Below are 15,906 nucleotides of genomic sequence, written 5' to 3'. Positions count from 1 at the left end.
GTGTGCGCTTATTACTGATCGAGGACGACGTTGCCCTCGGCGAGGGCATCCATCAGGCCTTGGGCCGCGAGGGTTACACCGTCGATTGGCTACAGGATGGCGCCAGCGCCTTGCACGCGCTATTGAGCGAAACGTTTGACCTGGCCGTGCTCGACCTCGGTCTGCCGCGCATGGACGGGCTTGAGGTATTACGACGCTTGCGTGACAGCGGCTCCAACCTGCCCGTGCTGATCCTTACTGCGCGCGACGCGACCGAAGACCGCATTGCCGGGCTGGATGCCGGGGCCGACGATTACCTGATCAAGCCCTTTGACCTGGCAGAACTCAAGGCGCGCCTGCGGGCCTTGCTGCGCCGCAGCGTCGGGCGCGCACAAATGCTGATCGAGCACGCCGGCATCAGCCTGAACCCTGGTACCCAGCAAGTCAGTTATCACGGCGTTCCGGTGGCGCTGACGCCCAAGGAGTATCAGCTGCTGCACGAATTGCTCTCGCCGCCAGGCCGGGTCATGACCCGCGATCATCTGATGCAGTTGTTGTATGGCTGGAGCGAGGAAGCCGAAAGCAACACCCTGGAAGTGCATATCCATCACTTGCGCAAAAAATTCTCCACCGACCTGATTCGCACCATTCGCGGTGTCGGTTATCTGGTGGAGGAGCGTCGATGACGTCGATTCGACGCCGCAGCCTGACGCTCATCATTGGCCTGATGCTGGTCGGCGTCGCGGTGATCAGCCTGTTCAATCTGCACGACAGCAATCATGAAATCGCCGAAGTCTATGACGCCCAACTGGCTCAAAACGCCCGGCTGTTGCAAGGCGTGATGCGCATGCCCTTGGCCAACAAGGAACACGCCGACTTGTATCAGGCCTTCAATAAAGCCTTGGGCGAAGCAGACCCCAGGGTCGACGGCCATCCTTATGAAACCAAACTGGCGTTTCAGGTCTGGAATCGTCACGGCGAAGTGCTGGTACACACGGCCAGCGCGCCCTCTTTCAGTACACCGCCAGCGACACCCGGTTTCAGTGATGTGGTCGACCTGAACAATCGCCATTGGCGCGCGTTCCTGCTGGATGACAAACAGAACGAGCTGAAAATCTGGGTCGGCGAACGGGACGACGTGCGCGCGGACCTGGTGGATCGGATCATGCGCCATACCTTGTGGCCCAATGTGCTGGGCAGCTTGATTCTAGCGGCGCTGATCTGGATCGCTATCGGCTGGGGCCTCAAGCCGCTGGAAAACATGGCGGCGACTTTGCGGGCACGGCACAGCGGTTCGCTGGAACCGTTGCAACTGACCCCGCTGCCCAGTGAACTGGAGCCGATGCAAGCAGCACTCAATCGCATGCTGGCGCAGATTCAGGAAGTGCTGGCCCGCGAACACCGCTTCATCGCCGATGCCGCCCACGAAATGCGCACGCCTTTGGCGGTGCTGCGGGTGCATGCGCAAAATCTGCTGGAGGCTGGCACCGAAGAAGAGCGCCGTGACTCGCTGGAGTTTCTGATTGCCGGCGTCGACCGCACCAGTCGCCTGGTCAACCAATTGCTGACCATGGCTCGCCTGGAACCCAAAGCCATGGCGCCGCTGCAGCACGGCATCGACCTGGCCGAAATTGTGCGCGGCAGCCTGGCTCAGCTTACGCCCTGGATACTGAGTAAAAATCTTGAGCTAGCCTTCGACGTCCAGGACCGCCCCTTCAAAGTGGTGGCCGACGCTGCCGCCATCGACATTGCACTGAACAATCTGATCAGCAACGCGGTAAATTTTTCCCCTGATAAAGGCGTGATCACCGTGCAGTTAGGTCAGGCCGATGGCTTCTATTTGCTGAGTGTCGAGGATCAGGGCCCGGGCATTGATGAAGCGGACCGCGAGCGGTTGTTCGAACGGTTTTACAGTCGCGGCAATGTCCAGGGCGCGGGACTGGGGCTGACCATCGTCAACACCATCGCGACCCGGCTGGGCGGACACATCACGCTGGTCAACCGGCCGGAAGGCGGGTTGCGTGCGACGCTGGCTATTCCGGATAGCCAGACGCGCGCTTCTTTACCGCACATTGCACGGGAGTTGCCTCCCATCGTTTAAGTAAAGTCTCGCGAGTATGAGATTACGCAACCGATCGGCTTTGTACTCAATTAGGTGAATAGAGCCCACTGTAATTTGAGTTTGCGGCTGGAACCGCTCTCAACGAACCTTAGTGCCAACCCAATGCGATTTGGAGCCGGCAGTTGCTCATTTGCTCAGGTACTCGTCAAGCTTTACAGCGCTGGTTTGTCACTGCGCGCCTTGAGATTGACTTTGAGCTGTTCGCTCATCGGCAGTAAGCCACTTCCAAGTTCGGCCTCTTGAGCTGCCTGCGCACATCATCAACGATGGCATCAGTTAAATCGACTGAGAAACCCACCGCTTCGGTAGGACCGATCAAGTAGCTGAAAGGTATCGATGCCTCCCGGTAAGACACGGTGATTTGTTACTGTCGGCAATTTTGTCGAGTGTCTGCGAGTTGGCGGGAATGCAAGGGCAGACAAGCCTGCGGCGAGGATTGTCGTTGCTATGAAATATGAGGTTTTTCATGGGACACCCTTTAAAGTATGAAAAAGGCAAAAACATCTCAAAAACACACTGAAAACCGTAAAGGACGTGAGCACCCATTTCCGCCGTGTCTACGAAACGTTATTGCAAACACTACGCCCAGGTACGGTAGATACGTTGAGCCAGATCAGAAAACCGAGTCATGTGCGAAGTCGCGCGAACTCCATCGCGACGTTCAGGCGCAGAACAGGTAGTTTTTTATTTCATTAATACCGCTCGGATTGCCGGCGCGTCAGCTTCAGACGTCACGCTGCAGATTGGAGTATTGGGGTTGGAAACGAGGGAAGATGTTTCGATGACACTTAGGCGCATCTAAAGCCTGGGGCTTAACGTATCGATCGATATGGGGCGCCGGGCGAAAAGCCGCGTAGCGCCGGGTTAGGCCAGACCTTGAATGCCTGCTCCCCAAGCTGGCCACTTCAGCTTTTGGTCGAAAGAGGTTGTTAGTGGATCGCTGCTTTCGGCCGAGAGTGTGTAAAAACACAACTACGCTCAAAAGCCCTGTATCGAGCGATGGCGTCAAAAACGCTGTCGGTAGTGGCTGACCGAGGTTACTTCAAAAGCGAAGAAATCCTGGCTTGTCACGATGCCAACATCACCGCCTATGTGCCCAAGCCGATGACCTCTGGAGCCAAAGCAGACGGGCGTTTCAATAACGATGCCTTCATCTATGACACAGCGAAAAACGAATACATTTGCCCGGCTGGGGGAGGTGCTGATCTGGCGCGACACCAATGTTGAAAAAGGCCTGAAGTTACACCGTTATTTGAGTTCGAAATGCCGGGGCTGTGCAATGAAACCGAAGTGCACACCGAGCACGGAGCGGCGGGTTCGACGCTGGGAGCATGAAGCCGTACTGGAGGAAATGCAGGACAGGCTGAGCAACGCGCCGGAAATGATGCGAGTCCGAAAACGGACGGTTGAGCATCCCTTCGGGACGCTTAAACAATGGATGGGTGCAACGCACTTCCTGACCCGAAAACTTGCCGGGGTGAGCACAGAGATGAGCTTAAACGTGCTCGCCTACAACTTGAAACGGGTCATGAAAATCATCGGCGCTGACAGTTTGATGGGGGCACTGTCGGCGTAAGAAACGCCGGTTTTGGCCAATCCAAAGGGCTCCAAAGCAGCGCTGACATGTTCCAGGTTGCTACCAATGCAATCCGAGGCATTGACTTTGCGATAGACCCGTCAAGGAAAGTCGATGCTTGAGGAATCCCAGGTCCATGAGCGTTTTTACACACTCTGGGCCAGGAGCAGACACTCAAAAAGCTGAACGATCAGGTTCTCATGTCATGAAATCATCCAGCTGTCGTACCATCGGCACATCGACAAAACGGAGGTTGATATGGGAAATGGTCAGGACAAACGAGTCGTTGTCATTGGTGCAGGCATCGTTGGCGCGTCATTGGCGTATCACTTGGCAGGTAAAGGCGCGAATGTCACTTTGGTAGAAGCTGAAGATATAGCTTCGGGAGTGACTGGCAGCTCATTCGCTTGGCTCAATGCCTCACACCCCGAACCTGACCCAATTGCGCAACTGCGCGGTTCTGCCATCAAGGAGTACCGCCGACTCGAAACGCAGCTGCCAGGTCTGGAGATAAGATGGACAGGTGCCTTGTCTTACAGCGTGATGGCGATTGGAGCGCGGCCGATCTCAGGTCACCAAGCTTCGGCAAACCTGGTGTCTCGATCGCAGATTCTCGACCTGGAACCAAATCTCAAGAACCCTCCCCAGTCTGCTCTGTATGCGGCTGAAGAAGGGGCGCTGGACGCAGTGGCAGCTACGCATGCGTTGATCGCAGGTGCCCAGGCGTATGGGGCGAAGATTCTCACTCAGACGCGAGTGCTCGGTTTTCTAACCCAAAGTGCAACGGTGACCGGAGTCGAAACAACAATAGGCATCCTCGATGCCGATATTGTCGTACTGGCAGCCGGGACAGGCATCACGAAACTGACAGACATGCTTGGAGTGTCCCTGCCAATAGAGGCCTCGCCTGCCATTTTCATTCGTTACAAGTCACAACCCAACCTCGTGCACACCCTCATCTCCAGCCCTGAAATGGAAGTGAGGCAAAGCTCGGATGATGCATTGCTGGCGGCAGAAGATTACCTGGACGACGCCATGGAAAATCAGCCGGCTGCGATAGCGCTTCGAACTGCCAAGACAATCCAGAACGAACTCCATGGTGTTGTTTCCATAGATCCGGAACGGGCTTGTGTCGGACTCAGGCCCATGCCTGCCGATGGCATCCCCATCATCGGTTATCTACCCAAAGTGGGTGGCGTCTACGTTTGTGCAATGCACCCTGGAATTACTTTGGCTGCGACAGTGGGACGTCTGGCCAGCGAGGAGATCATCGATGACAAGGCATCCAGTGCCCTTTGCCCATGCCGGCCCGATCGATTTTTGCAAGCGTAGGGGGGATCCTCTTGTGAGGCAGAAATCGGCCCAGAGTGTGTAAAAACGCCCGGACAAACCCTTGCTATGATTTCTGAGAATCTCATCGCAGGGGGAACCCATGAAACGGTTTATCCAGGGTGAACACCGAGGTCAAAGTACCTTACTTCCAGAAAGCCTCGACGACTACGTCAGCGATACCAATCCAGTGCGTGTGGTCGATGTCTTCGTCGATGAACTCGACCTAGCCAAACTGGGTTTCGATAGCGTCATTCCAGCCGAAACCGGCAGACCTGCTTATCACCCTGCGATCCTGCTGAAGATCTATATCTACGGCTACCTAAACCGTATTCAATCGAGCCGACGTCTTGAGCGAGAAGCTCAGCGTAACGTCGAGTTGATGTGGTTAACCGGGCGCCTGATGCCCGACTTCAAGACCATCGCCAACTTCCGAAAAGACAACAGCAAAGCCATTCGCGGTGTCTGCCGCCAATTCGTTTTGCTCTGCCAGCAGTTGGGGTTGTTTAGCGAAAACCTGGTTGCCATCGACGGCAGTAAATTCAAGGCGGTGAACAACCGCGACCGGAACTTCACCAGCGCCAAACTGAAGCGGCGCATGGAAGAAATCGAGGCGAGCATCAGCCGTTATTTGGCCTCGCTCGATGCGGCTGATCGCCAGATCCCTAGCGCCTCCAAGCCCGACACGGTGAGCTTGGAAGATAAAATCGCCAAGCTCAAAGCACAGATGAAAGAGCTTCAGGGGATTGAGTCTCAGCTCAACGAATCGCCAGATAAACAGGTTTCGCTGACCGACCCGGATGCCCGTTCGATGATAACGCGCGGCAGCGGGATCGTTGGCTACAACGTGCAGACGGCTGTCGATACGGAGCACCATTTAATCGTTGCTCACGAAGTCACCAACAGAGGTTCTGACCGTGACCAACTCAGTTCAATGGCGAAGCAGGCTCGTGAAGCCATCGGCGTAGAAACGTTGTCGGTAGTTGCCGACCGAGGCTACTTCAAAGGCGAAGAAATCCTGGCCTGTCACGACGCAAGCATCACCGCTTACGTGCCGAAGCCGATGACTTCAAGCGCCAAAGCTGATGGCCGATTCAACAAAGATGCCTTCGTGTATAACGCGACGAAAAACGAATACACCTGCCCGGCGGGAGAGGCACTGATCTGGCGATTCTCCAGCGTTGAGAAAGGCTTGTATATGCACTGCTACTGGAGTTCAAAGTGCCAGAGTTGCACGCTGAAAACCCAGTGCACGCCAAGCACAAATCGTCGAGTAAGGCGTTGGGAACATGAAGCTGTGCTGGAGGAAATGCAGCGTCGGTTGAACCAAGCACCAGAGATGATGAAGGTTCGAAAACGGACAGTTGAGCATCCCTTCGGGACGCTCAAGCAATGGATGGGGGCAACGCACTTCCTGACTCGAAAACTGAACGGGGTGAGTGCGGAGATGAGCTTGAATGTGCTCGCCTATAACTTGAAGCGGGTTATGAAAATCATCGGTACAGAAGGCTTGCTGAAGGCGATGGCGGCGTAAAAGCCGCAGCTTTTACCGCTCCAGGAGGTGCCAAAGCGCTTCATAAACGATATGACGCGCTATCGGCGCGGATCTTGGCAAATGTTCGGGAAATCGCCTCGCCCAGGAGCGCTGGGCTTAGGCATCCAACATACGGAAAGTGTTTTTACACACTCTGGGCCAATTGCTGCCTGTCACGAAGCGCCGCAATCCACAACCCAAAGCGGACATCCATTGCCCCTACTGCCCCAACTTGACCGCCTCTTGGTAAACAAAATTGGCAGTGCAGTCAGTCATCAGGCGTGGGGACTCCGTCTGAATGCTTCAGTCTTGCTGCCAGCCATCCTGATTTTGCACACTGCGTCCAAGTTAAATCTCTGTGTTTGTTGACGCAGACGCTGCGTTTGTTGCCGAAATCCCAGGAAATAGCTGTGGCCTTTACCAATAGGGATCGCAAGTAATAGAAGCTTGGTTCCATGGATTAAACAGCTCAAGGTTTCAGATCGAACTGGTGGAGTTTCTTCGCTGCCGTGCCGAAGTGCCCAAGCTGGTACACCGCCGCACCCTCTGGCGAGAACGTGAACGTATCAAACGGTTCGGCGATCATCTTGTCCAGGTACTCTCTGGGTGCAAGACCGGTGGTGACGTGCGGATGGTAGTTCTCGCCAGAAGACTTAGGCACGAAGTCCGAAACGTAAGTGATCAAGGCAGGGAGGACCTCAGGAACGTCGCCGGTGACGAACGCGGCTGAGGTTCCAGTTTTCACCGTGAACGGAGTCACCGCGTCGATCACCTGCATTTCCAGTTTGATCAATTCGGGAGTTGGCTTGATGACAATGCCCGAGAGGCCAAGGTCTTTGTCCGGTATGTAGTAATACTTGATAGCTTCCAACTTCAGGCCGGTCACATTGGTGCTGGCGAAGACTTTACCGACGGCGGCATACACTTTTTCAAGATTCTCGGTGAGGACGAAACGCTGTACCAAGGTGATGTGGGGGCGGTGTGTGGCGTCCAGCGCAAAGCCCTTCGGGAAAACTTTGAGCAGGCGGTCATTCACGGCTTGCGAGTGCTGGAGCATCGTATTGTCCGGCTCAAGCAGGATGTCGATGGCCGTGACCGCAGGTGTTGCTTGCTGAGCATGCGCAGTCGCACCCAGAATTACCAAGGCGCAAGCCATCAAGCCTTTCAACACAAAAGGTTTGAGGTTCTTCGTCATGAGTTGCATGGCTGTATTCCTCTCTTCGTTTGCAGATTATTGGCGGGGGCTAACATTAATTATTTGTCGAAGGCAAAAATACGTTTCCAGTCGTCCTTCATGCTGACCACGATCCAACCCTGATTTTTCGCCTGCTCATCTAGCGCGGCAGGGAAGGCACCAAGTCTCACATCTGGCAGTCCGCGAGCCGGGCCGTAGGCATATTCGCGCGTCGCATCATCATGCAGGACCAGTAGCATAAGCCGCGCGCCCTTGCCGCCCTGCGTGTACTCCAGCATTTCTTGATCACCAATCGAATTGCCAAACGCGGCAATCGGGCGCCGGCCAATAAACTGGTTGATGCCGACGGGCTTTCCGCCCTTGTCGTCAATGAAGTTCAACTCAGGCAATCGCACTATCACCGGTTTTCCGTCACGCAGTTCAAACTGCGTCTTGATGCTACTGCCGACGACCTGTTCTGGAGGCACTCCGTAAACCTGCTCAGTCCACACACGCATGAACTCAATGCCACCGCCAGAGACAATGTAAGTCTTAAATCCGTTCTCGCGCAGATAAGCGAGCACTTCGAGCATCGGCTGATAAACCATTTCTGTGTAGTGCTTGCCAGTTTTTGGATGCGTTGCGGTGGCAAGCCAATCCTTGACCACCTGCTCAAACTCCACAGTAGTCATGCCGGCATGCGTGGCCATGATGAGTTCCAGTAATGCGTGGTCTCCTCCGGCGAGCGCTGTTTTCAGATCCCCCTTGAGCAATGAGCTAAATGGTTCCTGTGTCTTCCACTCGGGATGCTGTGGCGCAAGTGCTTTTACACGGTCAAGCGCGAAGTAAAGCTGAACGGGCATCGGCTGCTCGCACCAGAGCGTGCCGTCGTTGTCGAAAGTAGCGATGCGTTCAGCGGCCGGCACAAAGTCTGGTGAGCCCGGTTTTGTCACCTTCTCCACGAAGTCGACGATGGATTGCTTGGCAATCCCGTCGTGCCACAAGGGCAACGGATCAGCAGCATGGGCGATGTTTGTAGCGAGCACCAACGCGCCAACAAGCGCGATGAAGAGGAATCTAAGTGAACGTACAGTTTTCATGGACACGTCCTGTCAGATTTTAGGGAAGTCCTTCAGTCAATATGGCCTGAACTCAACACATGGGTGCCGCGCAATCAGGGGGTGGGAACCGATGTTGAATTACCCCTGATTACGCGGTGGACGAGATGCAATTCGCGACCTCGGCTAAGGTCACCACGGCGGTTTCAGTTGTCAGCTGGAATCTGAATTTTGATGCCTTCTTTTTCAAGGTCGTCGCGCACTGACTGGAATTTCTGGTACTTGGACAATTCGATCGGGCCGTCGTAGCTCATGCTTTGCAGTTTGCGAGGAGGATACTGAACATAGGTTTTCATCAGCTTCGCAATTGCTGTGCTGATAGGCACCATGGTCCAGGTATGCTCGGTGTAGTTGTTCATGAAAATGTCATAGCGTTCCTGTGGATCTTGCAGCAAGTCGAATACTTGCGGCACGGTTGCTACGTATTTGGTTGGCCCCTTCCAACCCTGGTTGGTGTCGACGGCCAGACCGCCCGTCACGGCCCCGTCGTCGCCCCTCAGGTTGAACACCGCTTTGTAGTTACCGACACGGGCAGCACCGGGCGACAACTCGTTTTCGGTGAAATAGAACCACTCTTTACGCGGGTCGGGTCCAGTGCCGAGCAGCACCGGTGTCATATCGTAGCTGTCGAAGATGATCGGCTTACCTTCGCGGTCTTTCTCAGGCAGTTTGATGCCGGCCACGGAGGCGAACGTTGCCATCAAATCGAGACCACCGATGATGTCGTGATTTTTTGTGTTCGGTTTGATTTTGCCTGGCCAGGCCATGATCGCCGGAACCCGGTTGCCACCTTCACGCACCGTGCCTTTGGTTCCACGGAAGGGCGTGTAGCCAGCGTCTGGGTAAACATCCTGCCAAGCGCCGTTATCGGTGGTGTAAACCACCAGGGTGTTTTTATCCAGACCCAGCGCTTTTAGCTTGTCCATGATGCGGCCAATGCGGGTATCGAGTTCGACGATTGAGTCGGCGTATTTGGTCTTGGAGATCGACTTGTGCACAAACTCCGGTGCCGGCAAGTTCGGCTGGTGTACTTTCATGAAGTTGACGTTGATGAAGAACGGTTTATTGGATTTTGACGCGGTGTCGAGAAATTCCAGCGTGGCTTTTTCCACATAGTTGTCAAAGAACGGAATGCCGACCACACCGGGTTTGCCATCAATGACCGGCGTGTCTACGTACTGACCGTTGATCTTGAACTCCTCAACCGGCTTTTCCCCGGCTTTGGCCGACAACGCGCCCTTCGTCACTTTGGCAAACATCGCGCGGGTTTCATCATCCATGTCCGGGAACCAGGTAGGGTCCGCGTAGGTGTAAGCGTTCAGGTGATACAGGCCGACGTACTTCATTACGTCGTAACCTTGAGCATTGGGTAGCGCGTAATCGTCTTCGCCCAAGTGCCACTTGCCGGTGAAATAGGTGTCGTAACCACCGGTTTTGAGTACTGATGCCAGTGTCCATTCCGCTGCTGGCAAGCCACCACCCTGACCCTGAAAGGCTACCGTGGTCATGCCGCTACGGTTGGGGATGCGTCCGGTTTGCATGGCAGCCCGGCCCGGTGTGCAACTGGGTTGAGCATAAAACGAGTAAAAGGTGGTGCCTTCTGCGGCGAGTTCATCAATGCTCGGCGTCGGCATGCCTCGACCTACACCCCCTCCGTAGGGGCCCAAATCTCCATAGCCAGTATCGTCGGAGACGATAAACAGAATATTGGGTTTTTCGGTTTGTGCTGCCTGGACAAAACCGTTCATCGCTATCAGCAATGAACAAGCAAAGTAAAACCTGGAGAAGTGTGAGAGCCTTTTCATGCTTGGTTTCCTTTCTCAAAAGCTGATCCTTTGCTCACCCAACAACGCGATGAGTGCAAGCCAAGGATCCTGCGAGGGACCACCCAATCAACAGCCTGGACAGATCTGGAGACTCGCTAACTTCGAAATAGAAATTCCCACACACTATTCAGGGTTAATGTCGAAGCCTAGTACGAAAGGTTTCATGTCGTTTGGTGCCTTCATACCGCTCGTCGAATATGTCGGCTCTAGAGCATTTGTAGCTCGATCAGGCAGTGCAGTGCCGTGTATGGACGGGGGGCATTTCCTCTCTCAATGCCCGCTATTGGCCGATTGTACCTCTCGCGAAGGACCGCAAAGGGTCGTTTCCAGCCGGCCGCGGCAGGCTGAAATCGGCCATTAGTTGCCGTTCCTGATAGGAGCAGCCGCTCCTAAAGCGACTGCCTCCGACCAGTTTGTGCCTTTCGCCCAATACTCCTCAGTGTGGACTGGCGGTCGGACGAACCACAATCTCACTCACATCGACATCGTCAGGCTGCTCGATGGCATAGGCAAGCGCTCGCGCAATGGCGTCTGCATTGAGCGCCACACGGCGGAAGGCTTTCATTTCCTCGCGGGCCACATCATCCGAAATCGTATCCGCCAACTCGGACTCAACAACCCCCGGGCACACCACGGTGACCCGGATCTTGTCCGTTTCCTGACGCAGACCATCCGAGATAGCCCGGACTGCGAATTTGGTCGCGCAGTACACCGCGGCTGTCGGAGAAACCGCGAGGCCTCCAATGGACGAGATATTGATGACCTGACCGAACCCCTGCGCCTGCATGTCCGGCAGGACGGCGGCAATTCCGTGTAGTACACCGCGAACGTTGACATCGAGCATCTGGTTCCATTCGTTGACCTTCAACGAGGCCAGGGGAGACAACGGCATCACGCCCGCGTTGTTGATGATCACATCGACCTTGCCATGTTGCGTCTTGGCGAATGCCACGAATGCGTGCATCGATTGCAGATCCGTAACGTCCAGTGCGCAGGCACTTGCGGAACCACCTTCGGCCTGGATATCGCTGACCAGTTTGTCCAGACGCTCGGTACGGCGGGCACCGAGGACCACACGCGCGCCTTTGGCGGCGATCAACCTGGCCGCCGCTTCGCCAATACCACTGCTTGCACCGGTAATCAGGACGACTTTGTTTTGAATGTTCGACATATCCGTAGCGCCTGCTGTCTGCATTGAAGTTCAGCACCGACCGCTGAAGACGCGGTCGTTACTGTGGGGTACGTCGAAAAGATTAAGGGTACGGGCCTCGTCGGTGCGTGCCGAAACCTGCGCAACTTTTGCCTATTCGTGTCTGTGTGCATCGCCTGCAAACTTGTAATGAAGCGACGCTCAGGCCCCACGGAACTCGCTGGGCGTTACGCCCACTTCACGACGAAATACCTGCGAGAAATGACTGGGGCTTGAGTAGCCGACCTCCAGTCCGACGTCGATGACGCTAAGGCGGGTTTCCAGTAGCAAGTGCCGTGCACGAACCATGCGCAAGCGGATGAAGTACTGCGATGGCGAAAGCCCCGTCGCACGCTTGAACAGGCGGCTGAAGTGGTACTCGCTCAGCTCGGCAAGGCTGGCCAGTGTTGCCAGGCTGAATTCAGCGCTCAGATGCGCGCTCATGGCGTCGGTGACTTTGCGCAACTTGTAGGCTTGCAAGGCGTTGACCCGACGCCCGGGCTGGCTTTCAGCGAGATAGCTGCGCACCAGATGTACGGCCAGCGCCTGCGCCAGAGAGCGGGCGAAAAGAGCGCTGGGCGAGCGTTCCAGAAGCAGTTCGGTGCGCAACTGCTCCATGACAAACGCGACGCGCCCGTCCCGTGCCCCTGAAACATCGCGCAAACGCACAAGCCCGGCGTGCTGACCCGACAGCTCTCGAGACGCTTGCTCGATCAGCGGCAGACCCAGATAAAGATGCATGACTTCGAAGGTATCGCCTCCGTGCGTCTGCCAGCGCATTTCATACGGCTCATCGGAACTGGTGAGGAAAAAATCGCCGGCACTTACCTGTGCAGCTTCCCACTCGCCACCCAATGCGCGCTCCTCCACCCTCGCCGCCCCGGCCAGAACCAGGACAAGCAGCGGTTCCACCACTGCCGGCACGAGAATGGGCTCGATGACGCTGCGATGGGTAAACAGCTGAATCACAACGTCCGTGATTTCCGAGCGCGATGGTAACGCCTGCGGTTCGCCTGGCAGGAACTCACCCATCGACTCGCCGGTGATGCGCAAGTCTCGAGAGGATGTCGACAATGCTTCCTGGGAGGTACGCCCGGTACTTGCCATGAACTCGTCCTTTTCAGATTCGGCTGTGCGAAGCCAGACAGGTCTCGGATGCTTGCCCGCACGCCGCGTCACGGAGACCGGCTCGATGATATCGGGCTTTTCCCTGTGGGTTGAATCGAGCACCGAACCTCCTCCACTGACATTCAGCGCAAAACCCCGACAGCGTGGGCAATCTCACGAAAGCCCACTTTGCCTCGCTGCGAGACAGTAGGCCCGTCGCCGATGACAGCGCCTCGCCGGCGCCAACACGGCTTATCCCTACTCGATCAAATCGCTGGAGAACATCATGACCGACTTCAAGAACAGCACCCCAAACGAAGTGGCCGGTAAAGTCGCTCTGGTCACTGGCGCGGCCAGTGGCATCGGCAAGGCCATCGCACTGCTGCTGCATGCCCGTGGCGCCCAGGTCATTGCTGAAGATATAAACCCTGAGGTGCAAGCACTGGCCCGCCCTGGCCTGGTCCCCCTGATAGCCGACATCACTCAGGACGGGGCAGCCGAACGCGCGGTCGCCCTGGCCGTCGAGCAATTCGGTCGGCTGGACATTCTGGTCAATAACGCCGGCATCATCATCAATAAACTGGTCATCGACATGACCCGCGAAGACTGGGAACGCATTCAGGCGGTCAACGCCACGGCGGCCTTCTTGCATAGCCGGGAGGCGGTCAAAGCAATGATGCCCAACAAATCCGGATCGATCGTCAACATCGCGTCCTACGCCTCCTATTTCGCCTTCCCCACCATTGCCGCCTACACCGCCTCCAAAGGCGCGCTTGCCCAACTGACGCGCACCCTGGCGCTTGAGGTCATTGGCCACGGCATCCGGGTCAATGCTGTCGGTGTCGGCGATGTGGTGACCAACATCCTCAACAATGTGGTCGACGATGGCCCTGCTTTTCTCGCTCAACATGGCGAAGCCGCACCAATCGGTCGCGCCGCCCAACCGGAAGAAATCGCCGAAGTGGTCGCGTTCATCGCCTCGGATCGGGCCAGCTTCATGGTCGGTTCGGTGGTCATGGCCGACGGCGGCATGACTGTCACGGCCGGCTGAGCCGCAGCATAAACGCGCCGCACGACATGTCCGACAAGCCCGAGAGGATCAGGCAAATCTGCGGCAGTTTCGTCCTAACACCCCTGCACTCGGCTACGTAATCTGAAAGCACGCAACGGATGCACACACAGGCCACGGCAGGCCGTTCAGATGAACAACGTCAATGAGGACTGAACAATGAAAAACGCAAAACGGCTTTCCCTTTCACTTGTGATCGGCGCGACGGTGGCCTGCGCGATCAACCTTTCCTCGACCAGCCTGTACCTGTCCGCTGACGGTGCTGATCGAACTCCCGGCATGCGCGTCACTGAAGGCGGCAGTGATCGCATTCCAGGGTTCCGCGTTGCCGCAGATGGTTCGGACCGCACGCCCGGCATGCGCGTAACTGAAGGTGGCAGTGACCGCACTCCGGGTTTTCGCGTTGCCGAAGACGGCTCTGATCGCACGGCTTTGGGCCGTATCAGCTCAGTCTGAAAATCCAAGGAGAAAAGTGATGAAAGATGCCAAAAAAACCACTCAGGACCATCGTTACGCAGGCATGTGGGTTACCGCGGATGGATTCATACGTCATGAGCTTCTGACGACTGGTCGTTACGACGAGGCCCGTGGTAAAAACAAGAGCGCCTATCAGGGCCGCTACGAACTGGTCGGTGATTACATCCAGTACTGGGACGACACCGGCTTCACCGCTGATGGCCACTTTCATGACGACGTGCTGTATCACGCCGGAATGATCCTCTATCGGCAATGAGTACTTTGATGATGTCGGGTGAATATCGTCTGCCTGAAAAGCTTCAGGCAGATGCTCATGAACACTTGTGAGAGCCTTGAAATGGAACAAAGCGATGCTTTCATCCTTCAGAACACGGCCGTCTACCGTGACGAACTGGTTCGCCTGCTGACGCAACGGTTTACCACACCCGGAATCTATGAGACGGCCATAGCTCCCCTGCATGTCATCCGTTTCGATGCACCTTCGGAGCTGATCCATACCGTGCACAAACCGGCACTTTGCCTGATCGTGCAAGGACAAAAGGAAATTGGCCTGGGTGACGACCACTATCTGTACGACCCGCTCAGTTACCTGGTGGTTTCGGTCACCCTTCCGGTGTCCGGTCGCGTGCTGAAGGCCAGCCCGGAGGCGCCCTACCTGTGTATCCGGTTTGATTTCGAGGCCACGGAAATCGCTCAGGTCATCGCCGATGCTCCCCCGTCGGGCGTCCCGGACGAGCCGGAGCTTGGTCTATTCCTTGAGAAAGTCGATGTTCCCCTACTGGAAACAATGCTTCGGCTGGTACGGCTGCTGGAAACACCGAAAGACATTGGCATGCTGGCACCGCTCGCCCTGCGGGAGTTGTATTACCGCCTCCTGCGAGGCGTCCACGGACGTCGTCTGTATGAGCTTGCCCTCGGTGACTCACAAACGCGGCGGGTAACGCGGGCAATCGATTGGTTGAACAACCACTACACCCAACCCTTGCGCATCGAAGAACTCGCGCGGGTCGCCAACTTGGGCAACTCCACATTGCATCATCGTTTTAAGGCAGTGACAGCCATGAGTCCGCTGCAGTATCAGAAACAACTGCGTTTGCAGGAAGCCCGCCGTCTATTGCTCGGCGAAGGACTGGATGTTGCGAGCGCCTGTTATCGAGTGGGCTATGAAAGCCCATCGCAATTCAGCCGGGAATACAGTCGCCAGTTTGGGTGTCCGCCATCCAGAGATGCCGGCCGAGTTCGCCACCCTGCGTGAAAGCCTAATCAGCGACCTATGGCTGATGTGGTTCTATCCGATTAGGAAATTGGAGATTGCTTTGGGGTCCGATTCGTCGAGCAGTCTTTTCACTAATAGTTTTCGTCAAGGGCTATCGTCTGAATGTTTGCTTTTTGGCCGAGACCGGCAA

13 protein-coding genes and 1 pseudogene are annotated in these 15,906 nt (G+C 56.0%); 9 read left to right on the top strand and 5 right to left on the bottom strand.

The features are described 5' to 3' along the window. Positions 1–2 precede the first annotated feature (2 nt). The 5 genes and pseudogenes from NL116_RS12650 (at position 3) to NL116_RS12630 (ending at position 6,540) form a co-directional block, all read left to right on the top strand. Complete coding sequence (locus NL116_RS12650; protein WP_494377449.1) at positions 3–665, top strand: response regulator; 663 nt, start codon at positions 3–5, stop codon at positions 663–665. Beyond that, the gene (locus NL116_RS12645; protein ID WP_494377448.1) at positions 662–2,080 is read left to right on the top strand and encodes an ATP-binding protein; all 1,419 of its coding nucleotides are present in this window, start codon (positions 662–664) and stop codon (positions 2,078–2,080) included. The genes NL116_RS12650 and NL116_RS12645 overlap by 4 nt, the downstream gene beginning before the upstream one ends. 1,026 nt (positions 2,081–3,106) lie before the next feature. Further along, a pseudogene (locus NL116_RS12640) lies at positions 3,107–3,677 on the top strand (transposase); the annotation flags it as partial. Positions 3,678–3,935: 258 nt separating this feature from the next. Continuing rightward, a complete protein-coding gene (locus tag NL116_RS12635; RefSeq protein WP_494377447.1) occupies positions 3,936–5,009 on the top strand; it encodes an NAD(P)/FAD-dependent oxidoreductase in 1,074 nt (357 codons plus the stop codon). Between the two features lie 100 nt (positions 5,010–5,109). Beyond that, positions 5,110–6,540, top strand: coding sequence for an IS1182 family transposase (locus tag NL116_RS12630; RefSeq protein WP_494373017.1), 1,431 nt, complete (start codon positions 5,110–5,112; stop codon positions 6,538–6,540). Positions 6,541–7,009: 469 nt separating this feature from the next. Here NL116_RS12630 and NL116_RS12625 read toward each other — a convergent pair whose 3' ends face one another. From NL116_RS12625 to NL116_RS12605, 5 genes are all read right to left on the bottom strand, one after another. Further along, entirely contained in the window at positions 7,010–7,744 is a 735-nt protein-coding gene (locus NL116_RS12625; protein ID WP_458959998.1) for a hypothetical protein, read from the bottom strand. 50 nt (positions 7,745–7,794) lie between these two features. Further along, positions 7,795–8,814, bottom strand: coding sequence for an HAD family hydrolase (locus NL116_RS12620; RefSeq protein WP_494377446.1), 1,020 nt, complete (start codon positions 8,812–8,814; stop codon positions 7,795–7,797). Between the two features lie 164 nt (positions 8,815–8,978). Then, positions 8,979–10,637 (bottom strand): arylsulfatase, encoded by a 1,659-nt coding sequence (locus NL116_RS12615; RefSeq protein WP_494377445.1) that lies wholly within the window; start codon positions 10,635–10,637, stop codon positions 8,979–8,981. 457 nt (positions 10,638–11,094) lie between these two features. Next, positions 11,095–11,829 carry an SDR family oxidoreductase gene (locus NL116_RS12610; protein WP_494377444.1) on the bottom strand — a complete coding sequence of 245 codons (735 nt, stop codon included), beginning with the start codon at positions 11,827–11,829 and terminating at the stop codon, positions 11,095–11,097. Between the two features lie 180 nt (positions 11,830–12,009). Further along, positions 12,010–12,954 (bottom strand): helix-turn-helix domain-containing protein, encoded by a 945-nt coding sequence (locus tag NL116_RS12605; protein WP_494377443.1) that lies wholly within the window; start codon positions 12,952–12,954, stop codon positions 12,010–12,012. A 286-nt stretch (positions 12,955–13,240) separates the two neighbouring features. Here NL116_RS12605 and NL116_RS12600 point away from each other — a divergent pair, with 286 nt between their 5' ends. The 4 genes from NL116_RS12600 to NL116_RS12585 all read left to right on the top strand — a co-directional run bounded on the left by NL116_RS12600 (position 13,241) and on the right by NL116_RS12585 (position 15,755). Next, positions 13,241–14,005, top strand: coding sequence for an SDR family NAD(P)-dependent oxidoreductase (locus NL116_RS12600; protein WP_494377442.1), 765 nt, complete (start codon positions 13,241–13,243; stop codon positions 14,003–14,005). A gap of 177 nt (positions 14,006–14,182) precedes the next feature. Next, positions 14,183–14,479, top strand: a complete 297-nt coding sequence (locus tag NL116_RS12595) for a hypothetical protein (protein WP_494377441.1) — start codon at positions 14,183–14,185, stop codon at positions 14,477–14,479. A 19-nt stretch (positions 14,480–14,498) separates the two neighbouring features. Beyond that, positions 14,499–14,756: an Atu4866 domain-containing protein gene (locus NL116_RS12590; protein WP_039773158.1), complete on the top strand. Its 258-nt coding sequence runs from the start codon at positions 14,499–14,501 to the stop codon at positions 14,754–14,756. Positions 14,757–14,837: 81 nt separating this feature from the next. Beyond that, entirely contained in the window at positions 14,838–15,755 is a 918-nt protein-coding gene (locus NL116_RS12585; RefSeq protein WP_494377440.1) for an AraC family transcriptional regulator, read from the top strand. Positions 15,756–15,906 lie beyond the last annotated feature (151 nt).

It is taken from the genome of Pseudomonas sp. FBCC-B1667 (genome assembly GCF_059133255.1).
Note: the sequence above shows the minus strand (reverse complement) of the source record. Positions and strands in the feature narration are given on the sequence as shown.